General features: G+C 69.4%; 25 protein-coding genes. 9 read left to right on the plus strand and 16 right to left on the minus strand.

Features of this window, described 5'->3' with window-relative positions; all coding sequences use genetic code 11:
* Nucleotides 1-33: 33 nt before the first annotated feature.
* From cobJ to BUB76_RS13365, 6 genes are all read right to left on the minus strand, one after another.
* On the minus strand, nt 34-1,812 hold the full coding sequence (gene cobJ, locus BUB76_RS13340) for a precorrin-3B C(17)-methyltransferase (RefSeq protein ID WP_073129296.1): 1,779 nt from the start codon (nt 1,810-1,812) through the stop codon (nt 34-36).
* Nucleotides 1,803-2,504: a precorrin-2 C(20)-methyltransferase gene (gene cobI / locus BUB76_RS13345; protein ID WP_073129297.1), complete on the minus strand. Its 702-nt coding sequence runs from the start codon at nt 2,502-2,504 to the stop codon at nt 1,803-1,805. Before cobI ends, cobJ begins: the two co-directional genes overlap by 10 nt.
* Before the next feature lie 97 nt (nt 2,505-2,601).
* On the minus strand, nt 2,602-3,804 hold the full coding sequence (cbiE, locus tag BUB76_RS13350; protein ID WP_073129298.1) for a precorrin-6y C5,15-methyltransferase (decarboxylating) subunit CbiE: 1,203 nt from the start codon (nt 3,802-3,804) through the stop codon (nt 2,602-2,604).
* Nucleotides 3,797-4,438: a precorrin-8X methylmutase gene (locus BUB76_RS13355; protein ID WP_073129299.1), complete on the minus strand. Its 642-nt coding sequence runs from the start codon at nt 4,436-4,438 to the stop codon at nt 3,797-3,799. The genes cbiE and BUB76_RS13355 overlap by 8 nt, the downstream gene beginning before the upstream one ends.
* Nucleotides 4,439-4,502: 64 nt before the next feature.
* A complete protein-coding gene (locus BUB76_RS13360; RefSeq protein ID WP_073129375.1) occupies nt 4,503-5,693 on the minus strand; it encodes a sirohydrochlorin chelatase in 1,191 nt (396 codons plus the stop codon).
* 14 nt (nt 5,694-5,707) lie between these two features.
* Nucleotides 5,708-5,923: a DUF6732 family protein gene (locus tag BUB76_RS13365; RefSeq protein ID WP_073129300.1), complete on the minus strand. Its 216-nt coding sequence runs from the start codon at nt 5,921-5,923 to the stop codon at nt 5,708-5,710.
* A gap of 279 nt (nt 5,924-6,202) precedes the next feature.
* Between BUB76_RS13365 and BUB76_RS13370 the strand changes: the two genes are divergently transcribed.
* Entirely contained in the window at nt 6,203-7,192 is a 990-nt protein-coding gene (locus BUB76_RS13370) for a glutathione S-transferase family protein (protein ID WP_073129301.1), read from the plus strand.
* Between the two features lie 26 nt (nt 7,193-7,218).
* On the opposite strand, the gene metK is transcribed toward BUB76_RS13370, so the two are convergent.
* The 8 genes from metK to miaB all read right to left on the minus strand — a co-directional run bounded on the left by metK (nt 7,219) and on the right by miaB (nt 14,975).
* Nucleotides 7,219-8,400, minus strand: a complete 1,182-nt coding sequence (gene metK / locus BUB76_RS13375) for a methionine adenosyltransferase (RefSeq protein ID WP_073129376.1) — start codon at nt 8,398-8,400, stop codon at nt 7,219-7,221.
* Nucleotides 8,401-8,478: 78 nt separating this feature from the next.
* Entirely contained in the window at nt 8,479-10,008 is a 1,530-nt protein-coding gene (gene lnt / locus BUB76_RS13380; RefSeq protein ID WP_073129302.1) for an apolipoprotein N-acyltransferase, read from the minus strand.
* Nucleotides 10,001-10,861: a CBS domain-containing protein gene (locus tag BUB76_RS13385; protein WP_073129303.1), complete on the minus strand. Its 861-nt coding sequence runs from the start codon at nt 10,859-10,861 to the stop codon at nt 10,001-10,003. Before BUB76_RS13385 ends, lnt begins: the two co-directional genes overlap by 8 nt.
* A complete protein-coding gene (gene ybeY, locus BUB76_RS13390) occupies nt 10,858-11,427 on the minus strand; it encodes an rRNA maturation RNase YbeY (RefSeq protein ID WP_073129304.1) in 570 nt (189 codons plus the stop codon). Before ybeY ends, BUB76_RS13385 begins: the two co-directional genes overlap by 4 nt.
* Entirely contained in the window at nt 11,420-12,394 is a 975-nt protein-coding gene (locus BUB76_RS13395; protein ID WP_073129377.1) for a PhoH family protein, read from the minus strand. Before BUB76_RS13395 ends, ybeY begins: the two co-directional genes overlap by 8 nt.
* A gap of 207 nt (nt 12,395-12,601) precedes the next feature.
* Complete coding sequence (locus BUB76_RS13400; protein ID WP_073129378.1) at nt 12,602-12,898, minus strand: hypothetical protein; 297 nt, start codon at nt 12,896-12,898, stop codon at nt 12,602-12,604.
* 5 nt (nt 12,899-12,903) lie between these two features.
* Nucleotides 12,904-13,401 carry an OmpA family protein gene (locus BUB76_RS13405; RefSeq protein WP_139250875.1) on the minus strand — a complete coding sequence of 166 codons (498 nt, stop codon included), beginning with the start codon at nt 13,399-13,401 and terminating at the stop codon, nt 12,904-12,906.
* Between the two features lie 257 nt (nt 13,402-13,658).
* Complete coding sequence (gene miaB, locus BUB76_RS13410; protein WP_073129305.1) at nt 13,659-14,975, minus strand: tRNA (N6-isopentenyl adenosine(37)-C2)-methylthiotransferase MiaB; 1,317 nt, start codon at nt 14,973-14,975, stop codon at nt 13,659-13,661.
* A gap of 140 nt (nt 14,976-15,115) precedes the next feature.
* Between miaB and BUB76_RS13415 the strand changes: the two genes are divergently transcribed.
* Nucleotides 15,116-15,988 carry a hypothetical protein gene (locus BUB76_RS13415; RefSeq protein WP_073129306.1) on the plus strand — a complete coding sequence of 291 codons (873 nt, stop codon included), beginning with the start codon at nt 15,116-15,118 and terminating at the stop codon, nt 15,986-15,988.
* 9 nt (nt 15,989-15,997) lie between these two features.
* Here BUB76_RS13415 and irrA read toward each other — a convergent pair whose 3' ends face one another.
* Complete coding sequence (gene irrA / locus BUB76_RS13420; protein ID WP_073129307.1) at nt 15,998-16,438, minus strand: iron response transcriptional regulator IrrA; 441 nt, start codon at nt 16,436-16,438, stop codon at nt 15,998-16,000.
* A gap of 137 nt (nt 16,439-16,575) precedes the next feature.
* Between irrA and fabA the strand changes: the two genes are divergently transcribed.
* From fabA to BUB76_RS13435, 3 genes are read left to right on the plus strand one after another with little or no spacing between them, the layout of a single operon-like run.
* Nucleotides 16,576-17,085, plus strand: a complete 510-nt coding sequence (fabA, locus tag BUB76_RS13425) for a bifunctional 3-hydroxydecanoyl-ACP dehydratase/trans-2-decenoyl-ACP isomerase (protein ID WP_073129308.1) — start codon at nt 16,576-16,578, stop codon at nt 17,083-17,085.
* A 52-nt stretch (nt 17,086-17,137) separates the two neighbouring features.
* The gene (gene fabB, locus BUB76_RS13430; RefSeq protein WP_073129309.1) at nt 17,138-18,364 is read left to right on the plus strand and encodes a beta-ketoacyl-ACP synthase I; all 1,227 of its coding nucleotides are present in this window, start codon (nt 17,138-17,140) and stop codon (nt 18,362-18,364) included.
* Between the two features lie 5 nt (nt 18,365-18,369).
* The gene (locus tag BUB76_RS13435; protein WP_073129310.1) at nt 18,370-19,158 is read left to right on the plus strand and encodes an enoyl-ACP reductase FabI; all 789 of its coding nucleotides are present in this window, start codon (nt 18,370-18,372) and stop codon (nt 19,156-19,158) included.
* Nucleotides 19,159-19,244: 86 nt separating this feature from the next.
* On the opposite strand, the gene BUB76_RS13440 is transcribed toward BUB76_RS13435, so the two are convergent.
* Nucleotides 19,245-19,679, minus strand: a complete 435-nt coding sequence (locus tag BUB76_RS13440; RefSeq protein WP_073129311.1) for an FKBP-type peptidyl-prolyl cis-trans isomerase — start codon at nt 19,677-19,679, stop codon at nt 19,245-19,247.
* Nucleotides 19,680-19,825: 146 nt separating this feature from the next.
* Between BUB76_RS13440 and BUB76_RS13445 the strand changes: the two genes are divergently transcribed.
* The 4 genes from BUB76_RS13445 (at nt 19,826) to BUB76_RS13460 (ending at nt 23,371) form a co-directional block, all read left to right on the plus strand.
* Entirely contained in the window at nt 19,826-20,839 is a 1,014-nt protein-coding gene (locus BUB76_RS13445) for a serine hydrolase domain-containing protein (RefSeq protein ID WP_073129312.1), read from the plus strand.
* Between the two features lie 66 nt (nt 20,840-20,905).
* Nucleotides 20,906-21,595, plus strand: coding sequence for a haloacid dehalogenase type II (locus BUB76_RS13450; RefSeq protein WP_073129313.1), 690 nt, complete (start codon nt 20,906-20,908; stop codon nt 21,593-21,595).
* A complete protein-coding gene (locus BUB76_RS13455; RefSeq protein WP_073129314.1) occupies nt 21,588-22,406 on the plus strand; it encodes an alpha/beta fold hydrolase in 819 nt (272 codons plus the stop codon). The genes BUB76_RS13450 and BUB76_RS13455 overlap by 8 nt, the downstream gene beginning before the upstream one ends.
* Nucleotides 22,403-23,371, plus strand: a complete 969-nt coding sequence (locus tag BUB76_RS13460) for a threonine ammonia-lyase (RefSeq protein WP_073129315.1) — start codon at nt 22,403-22,405, stop codon at nt 23,369-23,371. Before BUB76_RS13455 ends, BUB76_RS13460 begins: the two co-directional genes overlap by 4 nt.
* Nucleotides 23,372-23,421 lie beyond the last annotated feature (50 nt).

Genomic DNA, 23,421 nt, shown 5'->3' on the forward strand with positions numbered 1-23,421 from the left:
CTTTCTTGAAATACCTGATGCCGAACGCCCGCCTCACAGCCCGACCTTCTGGGCATAGCCCCGCGGCGTGAACATGCGCGGCCCTTCGCCCAGGCGTGCCAGCCGCGACTGGCTGGACCCGACCAGGACGACCGTCAGCATGTCGACCTCGTCCACGTCCAGCTGGTCCAGCCGGCGATAGCGGATCTCCTCCTCGGGACGGCCCAGCGACGACGCCAGCAGCACCGGCGTGTCGGCCGGGCGGTGATCCAGCAGGATGTCCCGCGCCTCGGCCAGCAGGGTGCGCCGCCGCTTCGAGACGGGGTTGTAGAAAGCGATGACAAAGTCGCCCTCGGCCGCCGCGTGCAGGCGTTTCACGATGTCCTCGCGCGGGGTCAGAAGGTCCGACAGCGAGATCGCGCAGAAGTCGTGGCCCAGCGGTGCGCCCGCCCGCGCCGCCGCCGCCTGCAAGGCCGAGACACCGGGCGAGCAGACGACCTCGACCCGGCGGGCCGCGTCGCTCACGCCCTTGTCGCTCCGGTCCATCAGCTCGAAGACCAGCGCCCCCATGGCATAGATCCCGGCGTCGCCCGAGCAGACCAGCGCGACGTTCCACCCCTGCCCGGCCAGCTCCAGCGCGTGTCGGCAGCGGTCTTCCTCGCCCCCCAGCGGGAAATCGTGCCGTTCCTTGCCCGCCGCCAGCGGGCCCAGCAGGTCGATGTAAAGGCCGTATCCCACCAGCGTTTCGGCCTCCGCCAACAGCCGGCTGACCTCGGGCGTGCGCCAGCTGGCCTGGCCCGGCCCGATGCCCACGACCGAAAGCCGCCCGCGCGCCCGGCCGGGCAGCTCGACCAGCGGCGCGGGCGCCAGCGCCAGGGCCGCCGTGGCGTGGGCGGTCTTCTGCTTCGCCACGGCCAGCGTCGCATCCGCGCCGGCCACGGCCAGCGCCGCGTTCTCGGCCACGCCTTGCGTCCCGATCTCGGCCAGCACCACGTCCGAGCGGGTGGCGCAGCGCGGGCTTTCACGCTCCAGCGCGGCGGCGTCGAACAGGCGCAGGGGCCGCCCCAGCCGCCGTGCGACCGCCAGGATCGCCGGCTCGTCCCCTTTCAGGTCCACGCTCGCCACCGCTGCAACGGCCTCCGGCGCGATGCCCGCCTCGTTGAGGACCCGGTCCACCAGCGCCGCCATCTCGTCCACCGGGCAGTCGCGCGACGCCCCGAGCCCCAGGACCGCCACCTGCGGACGGAACACGAGCTCCGCCTCGACCGGTGCGGCGGAACAGGCGACCACCGGCCCGTCCCCGCGCGGCAGGTCCGCCAGCCAGGGCGCGTCGCCCGTGACCTGCGCCCCCTCGCCCGCCAGCAGCCGCGCCATGACATCTTTCGCGGCCTCGGGGTTTTCCAGCACGTAGCCCGGCGGCGGCGCGTCCAGCGCCACGCCCAGCGCCAGGTCGCCCGCCGTGGTCACGGCAGCGCGCGCGCCCAGACCGTCGGCGATTCGCGCCGCCAGCCGGTTGGCCCCCCGGTGCCCGCCCAGAAGCGGCACGACCACGGCGCCGTCGTCGCTGACCGACAGCACCGGCGGCTCGGCCCGCTTGTCCGACAGAAGCGGCGCGACGGCGCGGATCAGGATGCCGCTGGCGCAGACACCCACCACCGGGTGGCCGGCGGCGAACAGATCGCGCGCATGGTCCAGCGCGTTGTCGAACCACACGTCGGCGCGGTCGACCCGGCCCGCGCGGCCATGCACCGGCGCGCCCAGCAGGTCGGCCACGCGATGCGCGACGCTTTCGCCCGAGCGCGACAGCGCCAGGACCACGGGTGTCACAGCCACGGGTCATCCCCCTTGTTGAGCAGGATCATCGAGAAATAGGGCGCGTTCTCCGGCGCCTCGGACAGCGGGCAGATCCGTTCCGCCGCCAGCGTCGCGCGCTCGACATAGATCGCGCGGGGCTCCAGCCCCAGGTCGCGGATCACGGCGCGGATCTTGTGCAGGTGGCGGCCCACCTTCAGGATCGCGACCGCCTCGGCCCCGTCGATCCGGGCGCGCAGCTCGGGCTCGGGCAAGGGCCCCGGAAGGACGGTCAGCCGTTCGTTGCGCGCGGCCAGCGGCAGGCCCGCCCGCGCCGCGCCCGCCATGACCGAGCTCACACCGGGCACGACCTCGACCGCGTGGCGGTCGCGCAGCCGGGCGTAGAGATACATGAACGAGCCGTAGAAGAACGGGTCGCCCTCGCACAGGCACACCACGTCGCGGCCCGCCTCCAGCGCGGCGGCGATCCGCGCGGCGCCGTCGTCGTAGACCGCCTGTGCCGGCTCTCGCGCGGCGCGCATGGGCAGGTCCATGACGATTTCCTCGGCATCCCCGGGGATCAGGTCCGCCACGATGGCCCGGGCGAAGCTGGGCGCGCCGGCCAGCGTCGGGTAGGCGATGACGCCCGCCCCGGCGATCAGCCGTGCCGCCTTGCGCGTCACGAGCTCGGGGTCCCCCGGCCCGACACCGACCCCGTAGAGCACGCCGCTCATCGCACGGCGCCGCGGGCCAGCGCGACACGCGCCCGGGACGCGCCCCGGCCCGGCTTCATCTTTCCACAAATACCTGGTCGCCCGGCCCGCAACCCGCTCATCGCTTGATCAGGCTCCACTGCGTCACCGGCATCGCCGCCCGCCAGCCGCGAAACCGGCCCACGGGCTCGGCCCGCGCCGCCTGCAGACGCACGAGCTGTCCGCCGTGGCGGGCGTGCAGCTCCATCAGCACGGCCTCGGATTCCAGCGTCACGGCATTGGCCACCAGCCGCCCCAGGGGCTTCAGGCGCGTCCAGGCGGCGTCGAACACCTCGGCCGACAGCCCGCCGCCCAGGAACACCGCGTCGGGCGCGTCGAGACCGTCCAGCGCCGCGGGCGCCTCGCCCTCGATCAGCTCCAACCGCGGCGCGCCCAGCGCCAGCGCGTTGGCGGCGGCCATGGCGCGGCGGTCGGCGCGCGGCTCGATCCCGATGGCGCGGGCATAGCGGGCGCCGCGCATCCACTCCACCGCCACCGACCCGCAGCCTGTGCCGACATCCCACAAGAGCGCGCCGCGCATGGGCATGAGCTTGGCCAGGGTCAGCGCCCGCACCTCCTGCTTGGTCATGGTGCCGTCGTGGCGGAACAGGTCGTCGTCCAGCCCCGGCACGCGGGGCAGCAACGCGGCATCGGGCGCGGCCACGCAGTCGACGGCCAGCGTGTTGAAGGCGGGCACCTCGTGGTCCCAGCTTTCGGCGGTCCCGTCGAACCGCGCCTCGTCCGCGCCGCCCATGTTCGCGAGCACGGTCATGGGCGAGGCGCCGAAGCCGCGCTCGGCCAGGAATGCGGCGATGCGGGCCGGCGTCTCGGCGCCCGTGGTGAGGATCAGCAGCCGCGCATCGGGCTGGATGAAGGCGATCATCTGCTCGACCGGGCGGCCGTGGACGGTCAGCGTCTCGACATCGGCAAGGCTCCAGCCCAGCCGCGCGGCGGCAAGCTGGAAGGCTGACAGCTGCGGGTGGTACAGGATCTCGCCCGACGGGATCGCGCGCCCGATGCGCGCGCCGACCGAGAACCACAGCGGATCGCCCGTGGCCAGCACCACGACCCGGCGCCCGCGATAGCCCCTGAGCATGTCGATCAGCGCGTCGAAAGGCGACGGCCAGCTGACCCGCTCGGCGGTGACGGCATCGGACAGGCGGTGGTGGCGGTCGCCCCCGACGATGATCTCGGCCGCCTCGACCACGGCGCGGGTGGCGGGCGAAAGGCCCGCCATGCCGTCCTCGCCGATGCCGACGATATGCAGCCAGGGCTCAGACATGGGTGTCGGTCTCCAGCCCCGCGGCCAGCGCGTTGACGGCGGCCGACGCCATGGCCGACCCGCCGCGCCGGCCCCGCAGCGCCACGAAATCGCAACCGCGCGGGTTCGCGGCCAGCTCGGCCTTCGATTCGGCCGCGCCGACGAAGCCCACGGGAAAGCCCAGGATGACGGCGGGCTTCGCCGCGCCCGCGTCGAGCAGTTCGAGTAGCTGGAAGAGCGCCGTGGGCGCGTTGCCGATCGCCACCACCGCGCCATCCAGGAAATTGGGCCAGAGCGTCACCGCCGCGGCCGAGCGCGTGGTCGAGAGGCTACGGGCCAGGTCCGGCACGTCCGCCTCGTTCAGCGTCACCACCACGTCGTTGTCCGCGGGCAACCGGCGGCGGATGATGCCCGCCCCCACCATTTCGCAATCGCACAGGATCGGCGCGCCGGCGGCCAGTGCGACGCGCCCGGCCTCGACCGCGCGGTCCGAGAAGGCCAGACGGTCGGCCACCTCGACCATGCCGCAGGCGTGGATCAGGCGGATGGCCAGCGCGTCCATGCCGGGCGGGAATCGGTCCAGCCGCGCCTCGGCCCGCACGGTGGCGAAGCTTTGCGCGTAGATGCGGCCGGGATCTTTTTCGTAGGGGCGCAACGGGGTCGCTTTCTGGAAAGGTCGGATGCCTCCGGCGGAGGTATTTGGGGAAAGATGAAGCCGCTCAGGCCTTCGTCCGGCGCGCGCTTTCGGGGCCCCAGGGGTGATTGGCGTGGGGATACTCGGCGTGGTGATGGTGGTGATGATCGCCGTCGCCGTGATGATGGTGGTGATGGTGATCGTGGTGGTGCTGCGCCTCGAGCCGGCAAAGCCCGGTGCAGAAGCTGTCGCAGAGCGCGCAGTCGGCCACGTTCGAGCCCGGCGCGCTGGCGCCCTGCCCTTCCACGTGGTGGTGGTGGCTTTCCTGCACCGCGCCCACCTCGGCCTCGAAGCCCAGCACCTGGGTGCGGTACTTGCACAGCACACAGGTGGGTGGCGGCACCGGCCCCGCGGCCGGGTGGTCGGCGGTCAGGCGCTCGGCGGGTGCGACATGGGCATGGCGCCCGCCCTCGAAGGCCAGCACCTGCTCGCGGAAGGGGCAGATGCCGCAATTGGGGATCGGGTGATCCGTCTTCAGCTCCAGCACCCGTTCGGCGAAGGTGGCGAGCACTTGGTCGTGGTCGCCCAGGTAGCCGGCCGTCACGAACTGCGTGTCGGGATGCGCGCCGGCCACGCGGTCGGTGAAACCGTAGATCCGGTCGATGAGGATGCCCGAGAACAGGAAGTAGGGAAAAACCACCACGCGCTTGTAGCCGAGCTTCGCCACGTGCTGCAGGCACGGCTCGACCAGCGGGAAGGTCACGCCGGAATAGCCCACCTCGTGCCAGCCGAAGCCGATGCCCTCGTGCAGCATTCGCGCGATCTTGGCCACGTTGCCGTTCGCGTCGGGGTCCGAGGCCCCGCGCCCGATGACCACGAGGCAGGTGTCGTGCAGGTCGACCTTGCCGTGTTCGGCATCGGCGGCAGCGACGGCATCGCGGATGCGGCCCGCGGCGGCGGCCAGCATCTTGGGGTCCACGCCCAGCTCGCGCCCGTAGCGGATCTCGATCCCGTGCTGCGCGGCATAGGTGTTCAGCACCGTCGGGATGTCGTTCTTGGCGTGCATGGCGGCGAACAGCATCCCGGGCACCGCCAGGATCCGGTCGCAGCCGGCCTCGCGCAGGCGGTCCAGCCCGTCGCGGATCACCGGGTTGGCGAATTCGAGATAGCCGTAATCGACGGCCCAGTCCCGCGGCAGGCGGGCGGGCAGCTTCTCGGCCAGGGTCGCGAACTCGTCGACGGCCGACTGGCTGCGCGAGCCGTGGCCGCAGATCATGACGCCGGTCCGGCTCACGCCGGCTGCTCCTCTTCGCTCTCCTCGGACTCCGCCTTCGGCTCGGACTTGCTGCGCTTGCGTTCCTTCGCGGCCTGCCAGAGACCGATCCCGATGGCGATGCCGAGGCCCGCACCGGCGACCCAGTGGTCGTGCCCCGCGAGCGGCCCGAGATGCCCCACATGGGCCAGCGCGGGAACGGGCAGGATCGCGAGGAAAATGGCAAGGCGCATGGGCGGGCTCCTGTTCGGGGCGGGGCCATTCGGGCGCGCCGGGAATACCCTGACGATACCGCCCCGGCCCCCCGGTCTGGGTCGGGCCGCGTGACGGTCACCTGTCCGGCCCCGACCGTGCGTGGTTTGGGGCGTCGTCGCGTCTGCCTTACACCCCGTGCGGGGGCGTTGCAAAGACGAATGCGCGCAGATGTGCGCGGGCGCGCAGCCGCTTCGCGGTGTCTGCGCGCCGTGCGCGTCCTAGGTGTCGGAGCAACGCAGACTGGAAGGAGAGACGCGATGGGCAAGCTGGTGGACGGCATCTGGACCGACCAATGGTACGATACCGAGAGCACGGGTGGCGAATTCAAGCGCTCGACCTCGGACTACCGCAACTGGATCACCGCCGACGGCAGCGCCGGCCCCACGGGCGAGGGCGGGTTCCGGGCCGAGCCGCACCGCTATCACCTCTACGTCTCCTACGCCTGCCCCTGGGCCAGCCGGGCGCTGGCCTTCCTGAAACTCAAGCAGCTCGAGGACATCATCGGCGTGTCGGTGGTGCATCCCCACATGCTGGGCGACGGCTGGAGCTTCGACAGCGATTACCCCGGCGCCACCGGCGACACAGTCTACGGCCTGCCCTTCGCGCGAGACATCTACCTGCGCGCGGACCCGAAGACGACCGGCCGCGTCACCGTGCCGATCCTGTGGGACCTGCAGCGCGAGACCATCGTCAGCAACGAATCGTCCGAGATCATCCGGATGCTGAACTCGGCCTTCGACGGGATCACCGGCAATACCGACGACTACTGGCCCGAAGAGCTGCGCGACGCCATCGAGCCGGTGAACGACCGGATCTACGAAACCGTCAACAACGGGGTCTACAAGGCGGGCTTCGCAACGTCGCAATCGGCCTACGAGGACGCGGTCGTGCCGCTGTTCGACAGCCTGGACTGGATCGAGGGGGTGCTGGCCAACAACCGCTACCTGCTGGGCGACCGCATCACCGAGGCCGACTGGCGCCTGTTCGTGACGCTGGTGCGGTTCGACCTGGTCTACCACCTGCACTTCAAGTGCAACCGCCGCCGGATCGTGGATTATCCCAACCTGTGGGCCTACACGCGCGAGCTTTACCAGTGGCGGACGCCGGATGGCGGGCGGGTGGCCGACACGGTGAACTTCGACCACATCGTGCAGCACTATCACTACAGCCACGACAACATTAACCCGCACCGGATCATCCCGATCAACCCGGTGCTGGACTGGGAGGCGCCCCACGGCCGCGGCTAGGCCGCCGCGGGGCGCCCGCCGGGCGGTCAGACCGCCTTTTTCAACGCGTCGGCCAGGTCGGTCCGCTCCCACGAGAAGCCGCCATCGGCCTCGGGGGCGCGGCCGAAATGGCCGTAGGCCGCCGTGCGCTGGTAGATCGGGCGGTTCAGTTGCAGGTGCTCGCGGATGCCGCGCGGGGTCAGGTCCATGCAGGCATAGCAGGCCTTCTCGATCTGCTCTTCGTGGACCTCGCCGGTGCCGTAGGTGTCGGCGTAGATCGACAGGGGCTTGGCCACGCCGATGGCATAGCTCAGCTGGATGGTGCAGCGCTTGGCCATGCCGCTGGCCACCACGTTCTTGGCGAGGTAGCGCGCGGCGTAGGCGGCCGAGCGGTCGACCTTGGTGGGATCCTTGCCCGAGAACGCGCCGCCGCCGTGGGGCGCGGCCCCGCCATAGGTGTCGACGATGATCTTGCGCCCGGTCAGGCCGGCGTCACCGTCCGGTCCGCCGATGACGAAGACGCCGGTGGGGTTCACCCACCATTCGGTCGCGTCGGTCAGCCAGCCGTCGGGCAGCACTTCGCGGATATAGGGCTCGACGATGGCGCGGATGTCGTCGCTGGTCTGGCTCTCGTGGGCGTGCTGGGTGGACAGCACGATCTGGCTGACCTCGACCGGCTTGCCGTTCTCGTAGCGCAGCGAGATCTGCGACTTGGCGTCGGGGCCCAGCGTCGGCTCGGTCCCGTCCTTGCGGACCTCGGACAGGCGCTTGAGGATCTGGTGGGCGTAGTGGATCGGCGCCGGCATCAGCTCGGGCGTGTCCTCGACCGCGTAGCCGAACATGATGCCCTGGTCGCCAGCCCCCTCGTCCTTGTCCTCGGAGCCGTCGACACCCTGCGCGATATGGGCGGACTGGGCGTGCAGCAGGTTCGTGACCTCGCAGGTGTTCCAGTGGAACTTGTCCTGCTCGTAGCCGATGTCGCGGATGCAGTCGCGCGCGATCCCCTCGATCCGGCCGAGGTAATCATCCAGCTTGGCCTTGTCCGACAGGCCGACCTCGCCGCCGATGACCACGCGGTTGGTGGTCGCGAAGGTTTCCGCCGCCACGCGGGCCTCGGGTTCCTCGGCCAGGAAGGCGTCCAGAACGGCATCCGAGATGCGGTCGCAAACTTTGTCGGGGTGGCCCTCGGAAACGGATTCCGAGGTGAAGATATAGTCCTGCCTTGGCATGAAGTGCTCCGTCAAGGTCATGGGGATACGCGTCAGGAAGCCGTTGCGCACCCTCGGGTCCAGAAGCCCCTATTCGGTTCACCCGGCCATATCAAGGTGTCTTTCGCGCCGCATCGCCAGCCCGAGCCCCGCAAGCCCCAGCAAAATCAATGCCATCCATGGCCAATCGCCGGTGCGTGCATAGACCGTGGGCGTGCCCGCCGGCGGCAGCGGATGGTCGAAATATCCCGTTTCGCCCAGCGGCAGCGATGCCAGCACGCGCCCGCGCGCGTCGATCACCGCCGAGATCCCGGTATTGGCCACGCGCACCATGGGCAGCCCCTGCTCGATGCTGCGCATCCGCGCCTGCGCGAGCGATTGCTGCGGGCCGGCGAAGGTGCCGAACCACGCGTCGTTCGTCACCTGCAAGAGCCAGTCGGGCCGTTCGGGCGCGCCTGTCACGTCCTGGGGAAAGATCGCCTCGTAGCAGATCAGCGGGAGCGCGCGACCCAGTGGACCGAAATCCACCAGCCGCGGGCCAGGCCCCGCCGAGTAGCCGTAGCCGTCCTGCGCGGCAAAGCTGCGCAGGCCCAGGTAACGGGCAAGGCTGCCCAGCGGGATGAACTCGCCGAATGGCACAAGGTGGTGCTTGTCGTAGGTGTCGTCGATGCGGCCCTCGGGCCCCAGCAGGAGAAGCGAGTTGTAGATGCGCGCGCCATCGATCCGCTGCACGCCGAAGGCCACCGGCACGCCCCCGGCGGCATCGGCCACGAAATCCAGCGCCGGGTGGCCCGGCGTGATACTGTAGGGGATCGCGGTCTCGGGCCAGACGACCAGGTCCGGTCGCGGGCCACCGCCGCGGTCCGCGGTGGCGTCCAGCAAGCGGCGGAAATAGGTCTGCGCGTAGTCCGGATCCCACTTGCGATCCTGCGGCGCGTTGGGCTGCACCAGGCGCAGCACCGGCGCGTCGCGGGCGGCCCCGGGCGCGGGGGGAACCAGCATCCCGCCCAGCATGACCAGCGCCCACAGCGACACGAGGCCCATGGCGGGCCGCAGCCAGCCGGATGCGACCGCCGCGATACCCACCGCCAGCGCGGTGAGCAGCGTCAGGCCGTGCGGGCCGATCCAGCCTGCCAGCTGCGCCGCGGGCGTCTCGGTCCAGACATAGCCGAGCAAGGCCCAGGGAAAGCCGGTGAGCAGGTAGGTGCGCAGTAGCTCGACCCCTGCCAGCGACAGCGCGAAGGCCGGCGCGAAGCGCCCCCGGTCACCGCCAAGCCAGCGCGCCAGCGCGAAGGCCCCGGCCCAGAAGGCGCCGAACCCCAAGGCCATGAAGACCAGGGCGAAGGGCGCCATCCAGCCATGACGCGCCACGTCCACGAAGAACGGCTCGACAATCCAATGCAGGGTGACGGCGAAATAGCCGGTGCCGGTGGCCAGCCCGACCCAGGCGGCGCGGCGCGGGCCCGCCGCGCGCAAGGCAATGCGGGCGGCAAACGCCAAGGCGACCAGCGCGACAGGCGGAAGCGCGAAAGGCACCTGCCCCAGACCTGCGACCGCGCCGGTGACGGCCGCGAGCGGATAGGCCCACCGCCCGGTTGCCGCGCGGGTCGGCGCCGCGCCGTCACTCATCCCTGGTATCGGGCACCCGGACGCGCAGACGCTTGAGCCGTCGGGCGTCCGCGTCGATGACCTCGAACTCGGGGCCCGCGGGGTGCGGGATGACCTCGCCCCGGGTGGGCACACGGCCGGTCAACAGAACCACCAGCCCGCCGAGAGTATCGATCTCTTCCTCTTCCTCGGGATCGACCAGGCGCATCCCGATCTCGTCCTCGAACTCGTCCAGCGGGGTCTTGGCCTGCGCCAGGTAGCTGCCGCCCTGCTCCACCGTCCAGAACTTGTCTTCCTCGGTATCGTGCTCGTCCTCGATCTGGCCGATGACCTGCTCGATCAGGTCCTCGATGGTCACCAGACCGTCGACCCCGCCGTATTCGTCGATGACCAGCGCCATGTGCATCCGGTCCGTCTGCATCTTCTGCAACAGGACACCGATGGGCATGGAGGGCGGCGCGTAGATCAGCGGGCGCATCATCTCGCGCAGGTCATAGCTCGTGTGTCCGCCGAAGCCGTGGCGCAGGGCAAAATCCTTCAGGTGCACCATGCCCAGCGGCGAATCGAGCGTGCCGTCATAGACCGGAAGCCGGGTCAGGCCCGACTCCTTGAAGACGTCGACCAGTTCTTCCAGCGTGATCTCAACCGGGACCGACACGATTTCGACCGAGGGGATCGCCACGTCCTCGACCCGCATCCGCCGCAGGTTCAGAAGCCCGGGGGGCGTCCGCGATTGCGGCGAGCCGTCGTCCTCCTCGTCCTCGGAGGGGGCGAAGGCATCGAAGAGCCGTCCGAAAAAACCCTTGTCGGAACTCTCTTCGTCGTCGGGCTCGGGGGCCTGGCGGCCACCGCCCGTGTCGTCTGCGTGGGTCATCTCACCTTTCCGTCGGTCGCATCCTGTGGCGCATATGGATCGTGAAGCCCCAGTCGCGCAAGTATTTCGGTCTCGAGACGCTCCATCAGGTCACCATCGGCGTCGTCATCGTGGTCGAAGCCCAGCAGGTGCAGCGTCGCGTGGACGATCAGATGTGTCGCGTGGTCGCCCAGGGCAAGCCCTCCGGCCTCGGCCTCGCGCGCGCAGGTGTCGAAGGCGATGGCGATGTCGCCCAGCTCGGGGTCGGTCGGGTCCGGCGGATCGGGCATGGCGCCGGGCGCATCGGCGCCGCGTTCGTCCGAGGGCCAGGACAGCACGTTGGTCGGCGTGCCCTTGCCGCGGAAATCGCCGTTGAGCACACGGATCCGGTCATCGTCGCAGGCCAGCAGGCTGATCTCCCAGCCGTGGCCCAGGCCCAGGTGGTCCAGCACCGCCCGCGCGCTGGTATCGGCCAGCGTTTCGAGCCCGATGGCGTTCCAACGGGCATCCTCGAGCACGACGTCCACCAGAAGCGCGGGGTCCCCCTGCGCGTCGGCTTCGGACAGGGAAACGAAGGTGTCAGCCATCGGCCTCGTAGGCCTCGATGATGGCGGCAACCAGTGGGTGGCGCACCACATCGCGCGAGGTGAAATAGTTGAACCCGATCTTGGGGATCTGCTTCAGCAGCCGCTCGGCATCCGACAGGCCCGAGACCTGCCCCCGCGGCAGGTCGATCTGGGTGCGGTCGCCGGTGATGACCATGCGCGACCCCTCGCCCAGGCGGGTCAGGAACATCTTCATCTGCATGCCGGTGGCGTTCTGCGCCTCGTCCAGCACGACGAAGGCGTTCGACAGCGTGCGCCCGCGCATGAAGGCCAGCGGCGCGATCTCGATCCGCTTTTCCTCGATCAGCTTGGCGGTCATCTTGCCCGGCATGAAATCGTTCAGCGCGTCGTAGAGCGGCTGCATGTAGGGGTCGACCTTGTCCTTCATGTCGCCGGGCAGGAAGCCCAGCCGCTCGCCCGCCTCGACGGCTGGGCGGCTCAGGATGATGCGATCGACCTGGCCGTTGATGAACATGTTCACGCCGACAGCGACGGCGAGGTAGGTCTTGCCGGTGCCCGCCGGGCCGATGCCGAAGGCCAGTTCATTGTCGAACAGCGACCGGACATAGGCCTTCTGCGCGTCGGTGCGCGGCTCGACCAGCTTCTTGCGGGTCTTGATCTCGATCGGGCCGCGCTGAAACATCTCCATCTGCGCGTCCGGCGCGGTGGTATCGTCCTCGACCGGGCCCATGCGCAGGGCGCTGTCCACGTCCCCCGGCTCGACGGTCTTGCCCGCCTCCAGCCGCTGGTAAAGCCCCTGCAGCACATCCGCCGCCCGGGCCGTCGCATCGGCGTCGCCCATGACCATCAACTGGTTGCCGCGGCGCACGATCTGCGTCTCGAGCGCCTGTTCGATCATCGCCAGGTTGGCGTCGAACTGGCCGCACAGGTCGATCAGAAGGCGATTGTCGGGAAATTCGAGCAACGTTTCGCCGGGGCGGTTGGCCAGGGCAGTGTCGGACGTTGCGGTGGCTTGGCTGGGGGGAAGGGCCAAACATTCCTCCGGATTGGCGGTTATGATGTAGATATGGTGGGGCCTTCGGGGCGTCCACGCAAGGGAAAGTGGTGCCGTTCGCCGCGACGGCCACGCATTTGAACGAAAAAGCCGCGCGGAGCGAACGCCCGCGCGGCTTGTCTGCCAGGAAAGGGGCGCGCCCTAGATCGGGTCGGGCACGGGCGAGCCGACGGCGTCGGGACCGTGCAGCGTGAAGGGCGGCAGCAGGCCGCAGACCGGCTTGCCGTAACGGTCGAGGCGGTTGGTCTGGTAGCCCTCGATGCCGTCGTCGATGGCCCAGTGTTCGCAGCCGTCGCCGTCGACCCAGATGCCGGGCGTCTTGGTAAGGTCCTGCAGGCTTTTCGAATCGAAACCGCGGTCGATGGTCTGGTTGGTCTTCGGTCCGCAGGCGGCCAGGGCCAGCACGCCGGCCAGGATGATGAAAGGTGTCTTGGTCATGGCGCTCACCGAATGCACAGGATTTCGACGCGGCGGTTCTTCTGCATGCCCGCCGCGGTCTGGTTGGACGCCACGGGCTGGCGTTCGCCGTAGCCGCGGATGTCGTTGATGGCGGCGCCGACGCCTGCCGCGACGCGGGCGACCGCGTTCGCGCGGTTATAGCTCAGACGCAGGTTGTAGGCGTCGCTGGCGCGGCTGTCGGTGTGGCCGATGATGGTGTAGGCGCGGCTGCCCGACTGCTGGAAGAAGTCGGCGATCATCTTGCGGCCCTGTGCGCCGATCCGCGCGCTGTCAGTGGCGAAAAGCACATCGGTGCTCATGACGCCGCAGGTCTCGACCTCGTGGCAGACCGGCGTGCCCTTGCGGGTCAGGCGGTTCGAGGCGTAGCCTTCCCAGCCGTCATCGCGCACCCAGTGTTCGCAACCGTCCGGGTCGATCCAGATCGTGCCGACCGCGCGCTGCTGCGCCTCGACCGGGCCACCCGCCCAAATGGCACTGCCCATGGCCAACCCCGCGACGAGCGCCAGGCGTGCGAGGTTCGAAAATATACGTGTCACCGCTGCCTCCTGTTCCTGAAATGCGTTGTCGGACCGCAGCGAAATGGCCGACATCCCCCGTATCACGGATGACCATAACGGCTTTCAGGTCTTTGTGAAGACGAATAAAAACACCGATCGTTGCCAATTTCACAACGATCGGCGTGATTTGCCGCGATTGCACGCGCGGCCCGGGACAGGGCGGCCGGTGCGCCGCCTCCGACTCAGGCTGCCGAACGCAGCCGCCCCGCGAGCGAGTTCGGCGCGCTGGCGGTGACGGTGACCGGCACCAGGTCGCCCACCCGCGCGTCCGGCGCGTCGACGAACACGGAATGCAGATACTCGGACTTGCCGACCATCTGCCCCGGCTCGCGCCCCGCCTTCTCGAACAGGACACCGACCTCGCGGCCCACCATCCGGTCCTGCACGGCGTGCTGCTGGGATTTCAGCAGGGCTTGCAGACGTTGGAGGCGGTCGTCCTTCGTCGCCTCGTCCACATGGGCTTTCTCGGCGGCGGGCGTGCCCGGGCGTGGCGAATACTTGAAGCTGTAGCACTGGCCGTATTCGACCTCGGCCACGAGGTCGAGCGTGGCCTGGAAGTCCTCTTCCGTTTCGCCGGGGAAGCCGACGATGAAATCGCCCGACAGCAGGATGTCCGGTCGCTCGGCACGGATCCGCTCGATCAGGCGCAGGTAGCTTTCGGCGGTGTGCTTGCGGTTCATCGCCTTCAGGATGCGGTCCGAGCCCGCCTGCACGGGCAGGTGCAGGTAGGGCATGAGCTTGCCGATCTCGCCATGCGCCGCGATCAGGGCGTCGTCCATGTCGTTGGGGTGCGAGGTCGTGTAGCGGATGCGCTCCAGCCCGTCGATGGCCGCCAGGTCGCGCACGAGACCGGCCAGACCGCCCGCGTGGCCGTGGTAGGCATTCACGTTCTGGCCCAGCAGTGTGATCTCGCGCACGCCACGCTCGACCAGGCCGCGCGCCTCGTCCAGGACGCGGGCGGCGGGGCGGCTGACCTCGGCGCCCCGGGTATAGGGCACGACGCAGAAGGCGCAGAACTTGTCGCAGCCCTCCTGCACCGTCAGGAAGGCAGTCGGCCCACGCGTGGCCTTGGGCCGGGCCGGGAGGTCGTCGAACTTGGCTTCCTCGGGGAAATCGGTGTCGAGCGCCTTCTCGCCGGCACGCGCTCTTGCCTCGAGCGCGGGCAGGCGGTGATAGCTCTGCGGGCCGACCACCAGGTCGACCAGCGGCTGGCGGCGCATGATCTCCTCGCCCTCGGCCTGCGCGACGCAGCCCGCCACCCCGATCTTCAGGTCGGGCTTGTCGGCCTTCAACTGGCGGAAGCGTCCAAGCTCGGAATACACCTTCTCGGCCGCCTTCTCGCGGATGTGGCAGGTGTTCAGCACGATCATGTCGGCATCGTCGGGCGTGTCGGTCTGGGTATAGCCCTGCCCGCCCAGCGCCTCGGCCATGCGTTCGCTGTCGTAGACGTTCATCTGACAGCCATAGGTCTTGATATACAGCTTGCGCGACTGGGACATGGGCGTACGCCTCGATCGGTGCGGATGGAATGAGCGGTCTCTATAGCAGCGCCGCCGCACAGGCAACGCCCGCCCCCTGCCCGCTTTGCAAACGCGCGCGGGTGCGCGATGAAGGGGCGAGCGCATCACGAAGGGCGAGCATGGCCGAATATCGCGATCTGGACCAATTCCGCGGCGCCCCGCCCGACCTGTCGCGCGGCGGCCCCGTGGCGGTCTGCCTGGCGGAAGATGCGGTCGAACTGGACGGCACGCTGGCACACCTGGCGCGGCTGGGGTTCCGCACGATCCTGTTGATGGCGCCCGGCCACGTGCAGACCGCGGCCCCCCTGCCCGGCGGCGTCATCCGGGTCGGCTGGCGTCCGGGGGGCCGGGACGCCACAGTCGCCGCCGTCAACGCGGTGATCGACGCGGCGCCCGGCCAGTGGATCCACTATACCTACAACGCGGAATACCTGTTCTATCCGTTCTGCGAAACGCGCTCGGTGGCCGAGCTTCTGGCCTTCCACGCCGAGGAACGGCGCGACGCGATGCTGACCTATGTGGTCGATCTCTACGCCGCCGATCTCGACGCGAACCCGAACGGGGTTTCGCCCACGGACGCGCATCTGGACCAGTCGGGATATTACGCGACCGGGCGGCCCGACCCGGCGAACCACAACCACCCGAAGGACCGGCAGCTGGATTTCTTCGGAGGGTTACGCTGGCGGCTGGAGGAGCACGTCCCCGAGGACAGCCGCCGCATCGACCGGATCGGGATCTTCCGCGCCAAGCCGGGCCTGCAACTGCGCCCCGATCACACGCTGACGGACGAAGAGATGAACACCTATGCCTGCCCGTGGCACAACAACCTGACGGCGGCGATCTGTTCTTTCCGGGCCGCGAAGGCGCTGCGCACCAATCCCGGGTCGCGCTGGGCGGTCAGCCATTTCACATGGCACAACTCGGTGCGCTTCGACTGGGACTCGCAGCAATTGCTGGATCTGGGGCTGATCGAACCCGGCCAGTGGTTCTGAGCGGGCGGCTCAGCCCCGCTTGCGCAGGCGGATGACGACCTCGACCGAGGCGACTTCCATCCCCTCGGGGGCGTCGGGCAGGCGTGCGATGGTCAGTTGGTCGGCGGGCGCGTCGCTGAGCCGGGCCTCGTCCTCCCAGAAGAAATGCGGGTGGTCGTCGGTGCGCGTGTCGAAATACGACCGCGACCCCTCGACGTTCACTTCCTGCATGAGACCCGCGTCGCAGAACGCCCGCAGGGTGTTGTAGACCGTCGCCAGAGACACCGGCTCCCCTGCCCGGCGGGCGAGGTCGTGCAAGCTTTCGGCGGTCACGTGCCGGTTCCGCCCGTCGCCCACCAGCAGCGCGGCGAGCGAGACGCGCTGTCGCGTGGGCCGGAGCGCCGCGCCGGCAAGCCAGTCGGCCCCGGTCTGGAGCGCCGTGTCGGATAGGGTAAGGTCGCGTTTGTCCATGGCTCGTCTATACAGGCGAAAACCCCGTGGTTTCAATCGGCAATGGCGGTGGCCCGCCCTTGCGCGCGCCAAAGTGGCGGTGATAGACGCGGTGAAACCGCAGCACGACCAGATCCGGCCGAGGGGGGCCATCCGGCATGACCACCTATCCCACCAGTTTCGACCGCGACGATTTGCTGAAATGCGCCCGGGGCGAATTGTTCGGCCCCGGCAACGCCCAGCTGCCCGAGCCGCCCATGCTGATGATGGACCGGATCACCGACATCTCGGGCGACGGCGGCGAGCACGGCAAGGGCCACGTGGTGGCCGAGTTCGACATCCATCCCGACCTGTGGTTCTTCGAGTGCCACTTTCCCGGCAACCCGATCATGCCGGGCTGCCTGGGTCTCGACGGCCTTTGGCAGCTGACCGGGTTCAACCTGGGCTGGCGCGGCTGGAGCGGCCGCGGCTATGCCCTTGGCGTGGGCGAGGTCAAGCTGACCGGCATGGTCCGCCCGGACCGCAAGATGTTGACCTACAACGTGAACTTCACCAAGGCCGTGCAGTCGCGCCGCCTGACCATGGGCGTGGCCGACGGCACGGTTCATGCCGATGGCGAGCTGATCTACCAGGTGAGCGGCATGAAGGTCGCGCTGTCGGAATCCTGATCCCCATCGCGAGGAGCGTCGCAATGCCCCGTCCCACATCGGAGACCTGCCAATGAAACGCGTCGTCGTCACCGGGCTGGGCATCGTCTCGCCCATCGGCAATTCCGCCGAGGAAGTCACCGCCGCGCTGAAGGCCGGCAAGTCCGGCATCGAGGCCAGCCCCGAAATGGCCGAACACGGCTTTCGCAGCCAGATCGCCGGCACCCTGAAGATCGACGTGGCCGACCATGTGGACAAGCGCACGCTGCGCTTCATGGGGCCCGGCGCGGCCTATGCCCATATCGCCATGCAGCAGGCCATCGCCGACGCGGGCCTGACCGACGACATGGTGTCGAACCCGTCCACCGGTCTCATTGCCGGGTCGGGCGGGCCGTCCACCAGCGCCATGCTCAGCGCGCACCAGACGGTTCTGGAAAAGGGCAGCCCCAAGCGCATCGGCCCCTTCGCGGTGCCCAAGTGCATGTCCTCGACGGTCAGCGCCAACCTGTCGACGGCGTTCAAGATCAAGGGCATGAACTTCTCGATCACCTCGGCCTGCTCGACCTCGCTGCACTGCATCGGCATGGCCGCGCAGCAGATCCAGCTGGGCGCGCAGGACGTGATGTTCGCCGGCGGCGGGGAAGAGCTCGACTGGACGCTGTCGTGCCTCTTCGATGCCATGGGCGCGATGTCGGCGAAATACAACGACACGCCGCAGAAGGCCTCGCGCGCCTTCGACGCGAACCGTGACGGCTTCGTCATCGCGGGCGGCGGCGGCATGGTGGTGCTGGAAAGCCTTGAGCATGCCCAGGCCCGCGGCGCGAAGATCTACGCCGAGGTCACGGGCTTCGGCGCCACCAGCGACGGCCACGACATGGTCGCCCCCTCGGGCGAGGGGGGCGAGCGGGCGATGAAGCTGGCGCTGAAGGATTTCGACCAGGATCGCGTCGGCTATATCAATGCCCATGGCACGTCGACCCCCGTCGGCGACGTGGGCGAGGTCGAGGCCGTGCGCCGCACGTTCGGCGACGGCAGCGCGCCGCCGATCAGCTCGACCAAGTCCATGACCGGCCACAGCCAGGGCGCCACCGGCGCGCAGGAAGCGATCTACTGCCTGCTGATGCTCGAGAACGACTTCATCGCGCCGTCGATCAACGTCGAGACACTAGATCCCGCCATCCGCCCGGGCGAGATCGCGACCGAGCCGGTGGAGAACGCGGGGCTGGATACCGTGATGACCAATTCCTTCGGCTTCGGCGGAACGAACGGGTCGATGCTACTGAGCAAGTTCAAGGAGTAGGCGCCATGGCTGACCTGATGAAGGGCAAGCGCGGCCTGATCATGGGCGTGGCGAACGACCGGTCCATTGCCTGGGGCATCGCCAAGGCCATGGCCGACGAGGGCGCCGAGCTGGCCTTCACCCACCAGGGCGAAGCCTTCGGCAAACGGGTCGAGCCGCTGGCGCAATCGGTGGGCAGCGACATCCTGGTGGACGTGGACGTGACCGACGACGCCAGCATGGACGCGGCCTTCGCGATGCTGAAGGACCGCTGGGGCCGGATGGACTTCGTGGTCCATGCCATCGCCTATTCCGACAAGTCCGAGCTGACGGGCCGCTTCATCAACACGACGCGGGCGAACTTCCAGAACTCGCTGTCGATCAGCTGCTATTCCTTCATCGACGTGGCCCGCCGCGCCTCGGAGCTCATGCCCGACGGCGGCACGGTGCTGACGCTGACCTACCAGGGGTCGAACAAGGTCACGCCGTTCTACAACGTGATGGGCGTGGCCAAGGCGGCGCTGGAATCCTCGGTGCGCTATCTCGCCAACGACCTGGGCCGCGACGGCATCCGGGTGAACGCCATCTCGCCCGGCCCGATGAAAACGCTGGCGGGCGCGGCGATCGGGGGCGCGCGCAAGACGTTCAAGCACACGTCGCAGAACGCGCCCCTGGGCGATAACGCCACGCTCGAGGCGGTGGGCGGCACGGCGGTGTACCTTGCCTCGGATTACGGCGCCTGCACCAGCGGCGAGATCATCCACGTGGACGGCGGCTACCACGTGCTGGGGATGCCGCAATCCGACAACATCTGATTTGCCGGACACCTGGCGAAACGAAACAGGCCGCCCCGAGGGGCGGCCTGCTTGCGTCTGGATCGAGAGTGTCCGACCCGGCTGCCTCAGGCGGCCTTTATGTCAACGAGCTCGACGTCGAAGGTCAGTTCCTGACCGGCCAGCGGATGGTTGGCGTCCAGCGTGACTTCGCTGTCCGACACCTGCGCCACGACAACGGGGATGGTCTGCCCGTCGGGGGTCTGCATCTGCAGCTGGGTGCCCGGCTCGGTCGGGATGTGATCGGGGATCTGCTCACGCGGGACGGCCTGGATGCGGCTCGGGTCGCGCGGGCCATAGCCGTTCTCGGGGGCGACGGTCACGGTCTTCTTGTCGCCGACTTCCATGCCGGTGATCGCTTCGTCGAGACCCGGGATGATCTGGCCGGTGCCCAGCTGGAATTCCAGCGGATCGCGGCCTTCCGAGCTGTCGAACTTCGTTCCGTCGGCCAGGGCGCCGGAATAATGCATGGATACGGTATCGCCTGCCTTCGCTTGGCTCATGTCGTTCTCCTTCGATGTAAGGGGAAATTTCGTCGAGGCCGCCAATCTCGGCGGGTGCTCATGTGGCTCCCCTCACACATGGGAAACCTGACACGGTCTGTAAACCGGCAGTGGCGCGAAAAACGCGAAAATGGCAAAAAAGGTCCATGAAAGACCCCGTTTTCAGCAGAAGAGACGCGCTTGCAACGCTTTCGGCCGCCATTCTGGCCCCCCGCGCGGCACGGGCCGACTCCGCCTTCGCGCCGGCCGCGACGCTGGCGCGCGGTCTCGACCAGCTGCACGCGCTTCTGATTTCGCAGGACGGCGCGCTGGCCGTGGCCCAGACCTTCCGCGGGCCGGACCTCGACACGCCAGTTAACGTCAAGTCGGTGTCGAAAACGCTGGTCTCGGCGCTGTGCGGCATCGCGCTGGAGCGGGGCGAGATCCCGTCGGTCGACGCGCCCGTCGCCCCGTACCTGGGCCGGGTGATCCCGCGCCGCGGGGACGATCGTCTGCGCCAGATCAGCTTTCGGCACCTGCTGACCATGCAATCGGGGCTGACGCCCTTCGCCGGGTCGACCTATGGCGGCTGGGTCGCGGGCGACCACTGGATCTACGACGCGCTGTCGGCGCCCATGGTGGCCGACCCCGGGACCGAGCGGCTGTATTCCACCGCCAACACCCACATCCTCGGCACCGCTTTGGCCAACGCGGCGGACACGGACCTGCACCGCCTGGCGCAGGAGCGACTCGGCGATCCGCTGGGCCTGGCGCTGCCGCCCTGGACGCGCGATCCGCAGGGAAACTATCTCGGCGGCAACGACATGCGCGTCTCGCCCCGGGGGATGCTGCGGTTCGGGCAGGCCTACCTGCACGGCGGGCAACTGGACGGCACCCGCATCGTCCCCAAGACATGGGTCGACGCGTCGTGGCGCCCCACCGCCCCCGCCGACATCCCCGGGCACGCTTATGGCTATGGCTGGTTTCTCTGGACGGTGGACGGGGTGCAGGTGCGCTATGCCCGCGGCTACGGCGGGCAGATGATCTACGTGGTGCCCGACCGGCGGCTGGTGGTGGTCATGACATCGGACATCTCGCGCCCCGCCACCATGGCCGGTCATCTGGGCCGCCTGCACGCGCTGGTCGAAGGGGTGATCCTGCCCGCGTCCGACCGGGCCTGACCCCGCCGGCCCTTTTCCCCCGGCGGGGGCTGTGGCACCGTCGCGCCAACCCGAGGGAGGCCCGCCATGCCCATCACGACCTGTGTCTTCGACGCCTACGGCACGCTGTTCGACGTCTCCGCCGCCGCCCGCGACGCGGCAGACGAGCCCGGCCGCGACGCGCTGAAGGCGAAATGGGGCGACATCGCCCGCGACTGGCGGCTGAAGCAGCTGGAATACAGCTGGCTGCGCGCCGCCGCCGGGACGCACACGGATTTCTGGCAGGTCACGCAGGACGGCCTGGACTGGGCGCTCGAAGCGGCCGGCCTGGCGGACGATCCCGAGCTGCGCGAGCGGCTCCTGGCGCTCTACCGGGAGCTTTCGGCCTACCCCGAGGTGCCCGCCATGCTGGCCAAGCTGAAGCAGCGCGACCTCGCGACCGCCATCCTGTCCAACGGCGCGCCCGAGATGTTGCAGGGCGCGGTCGGCTCGGCCGGGATCGGCGAGCAGCTGGATGCCGTCCTGTCGGTCGAGGACGTGGGCGTCTTCAAACCGGCCCGCGCGGTCTACGACATGGTCGGCCGGTGCTTCGGCTGCCCGCCCGAGCAGGTGCTGTTCGTGTCGTCGAACGGCTGGGACGCGGGGTTCGCCGCCGCCTACGGGTTTGTCACAGTCTGGGTGAACCGCGCCGGCGCGCCTCTGGATCGCTTGCCGGGGCGGCCCGCCCATGTTCTTTCAGATCTCACAACGATACCGGAGATCGCGGCAGATGCCTGACTTCACGACGTCCGACGGGCTGCGGCTGCACTATTCCGACAGGGGCGAAGGTCAGCCGATCCTCTGCCTGTCGGGACTGACCCGCAATTCCACCGATTTCGACTACGTCGCGCCGCACCTGGACGGCGCGCGGGTGATCGCGCTGGATTACCGCGGCCGGGGGCTGTCGGACTGGGCCGCGCCCGAGACCTATACCGTCCCGGTCGAGGCGCGCGACGCGGTGGAACTGCTCGACCACCTGGGCCTTGAAAGCGCCGCCATCCTCGGCACGTCGCGGGGCGGGCTGATCGCCATGATGCTGTCGGCCACGGCGAAGGACCGCGTGGCGGGGGTCTGCCTGAACGATATCGGCCCCGAGATCGCGACCGGGGGCCTGGACGTCATCATGGCCTATATCGGCCGGAACCCTCCGCAGAAGACCCATGCCGAGGCGACCGCCATGCGCGCGAGCCTGATGGCCGGGTTCGAAGGCGTGCCCGAGACGCGATGGGCCGAGGAGGTGCGCAAGCACTATCACCAGACCGAGGACGGGCTGGTCATCAACTACGATCCCGCGCTGGCGGAGGCGGTGAAGGCCGCGGGCGCGCAGCCGGCGCCGGACCTCTGGCCCCTGTTCGACGCCATGGCGGGCCTGCCGCTGGCCTGCATCCGGGGCGCCAATTCCGACCTGCTCAGCCCCGAAACACTGGCCGAGATGCGACGCCGGCGGCCCGACATGATCGGGGCCGAGGTGCCCGGACGCGGGCACGTGCCCTTCCTGGACGAGCCCGAGGCGCTGGAGGCCATCGCGGCCTGGCGGGCGCTGCTGTGAATATCGACGCGGTTCTGGCCGCGGCCAATCGGCTCGAAGGGCACGTCCGGCACACGCCGCTGCTGTCCTCGCCCTTTTTCGACGAGATCGCCGGCCGCCACGTTCTGGTGAAGCCCGAATGCCTGCAGCACACCGGCAGCTTCAAGTTTCGCGGCGCGTGGTCGGCGCTGAGCGCGCTGGACGATGCGACCCGCGCGGCCGGCGTGCTGGCCTATTCGTCGGGCAATCACGCGCAGGGCGTGGCCCTGGCCGCGCGCCGCATGGGCGTGCCGGCGGTGATCATCATGCCGTCCGACGCGCCGGCACTGAAGGTCGCCAACACCCGCGCCTTCGGGTCCGAAGTGGTGCTTTACGATCGCGACAGCGAAAGCCGGGAGGAGATCGGCGCCGCGCTGGCCGACGAACGTGGCCTAACGCTGATCAAGCCGTACGACCACCCCGAGGTCATCGCCGGTCAGGCCTCGGTCGGGCTGGAGATCGCCGCCGAATTGCCCGACACCACGGGCGACGTCCTGGTCTGCTGCGGCGGCGGGGGCCTGACATCCGGCGTCGCGCTGGCGCTGGACAGCCGGGCGCCGGGGCTGCGCGCCCGCCCGGTCGAGCCCGAGGGGTTCGACGACGTGGCGCGGTCGCTCAGGTCCGGCACGATCCAGCGCAACGACCGGCAGTCCGGCAGCATCTGCGACGCCGTCATGACGCCCGCGCCGGGTGATCTGACCTTCCCGATCCTGCACCGTCTCTGCGGCCCCGGCCTGACCGTGAGCGACGACGAGGCGTTGCACGCCATGGCGCTGGCCTTCAAGCGGTTGAAGATCGTGCTCGAGCCCGGCGGCGCCATCGCGCTGGCCGCCGCGCTGTTCCGGCCCGACCAGGTAGACGGCGACACGGTCGTCTGCGTCGCGTCCGGCGGCAACGTGGACCCCGCGACCTTCGCAACGGCGCTGGAGCGCTTCGGCGATGCTTGATCTTTTCCAACATCTCGGTCCGTCCCGCGCGCGATTTCACGTCGAGACTT

Source organism: Palleronia salina (assembly GCF_900141995.1).
Taxonomy (GTDB): domain Bacteria; phylum Pseudomonadota; class Alphaproteobacteria; order Rhodobacterales; family Rhodobacteraceae; genus Palleronia; species Palleronia salina.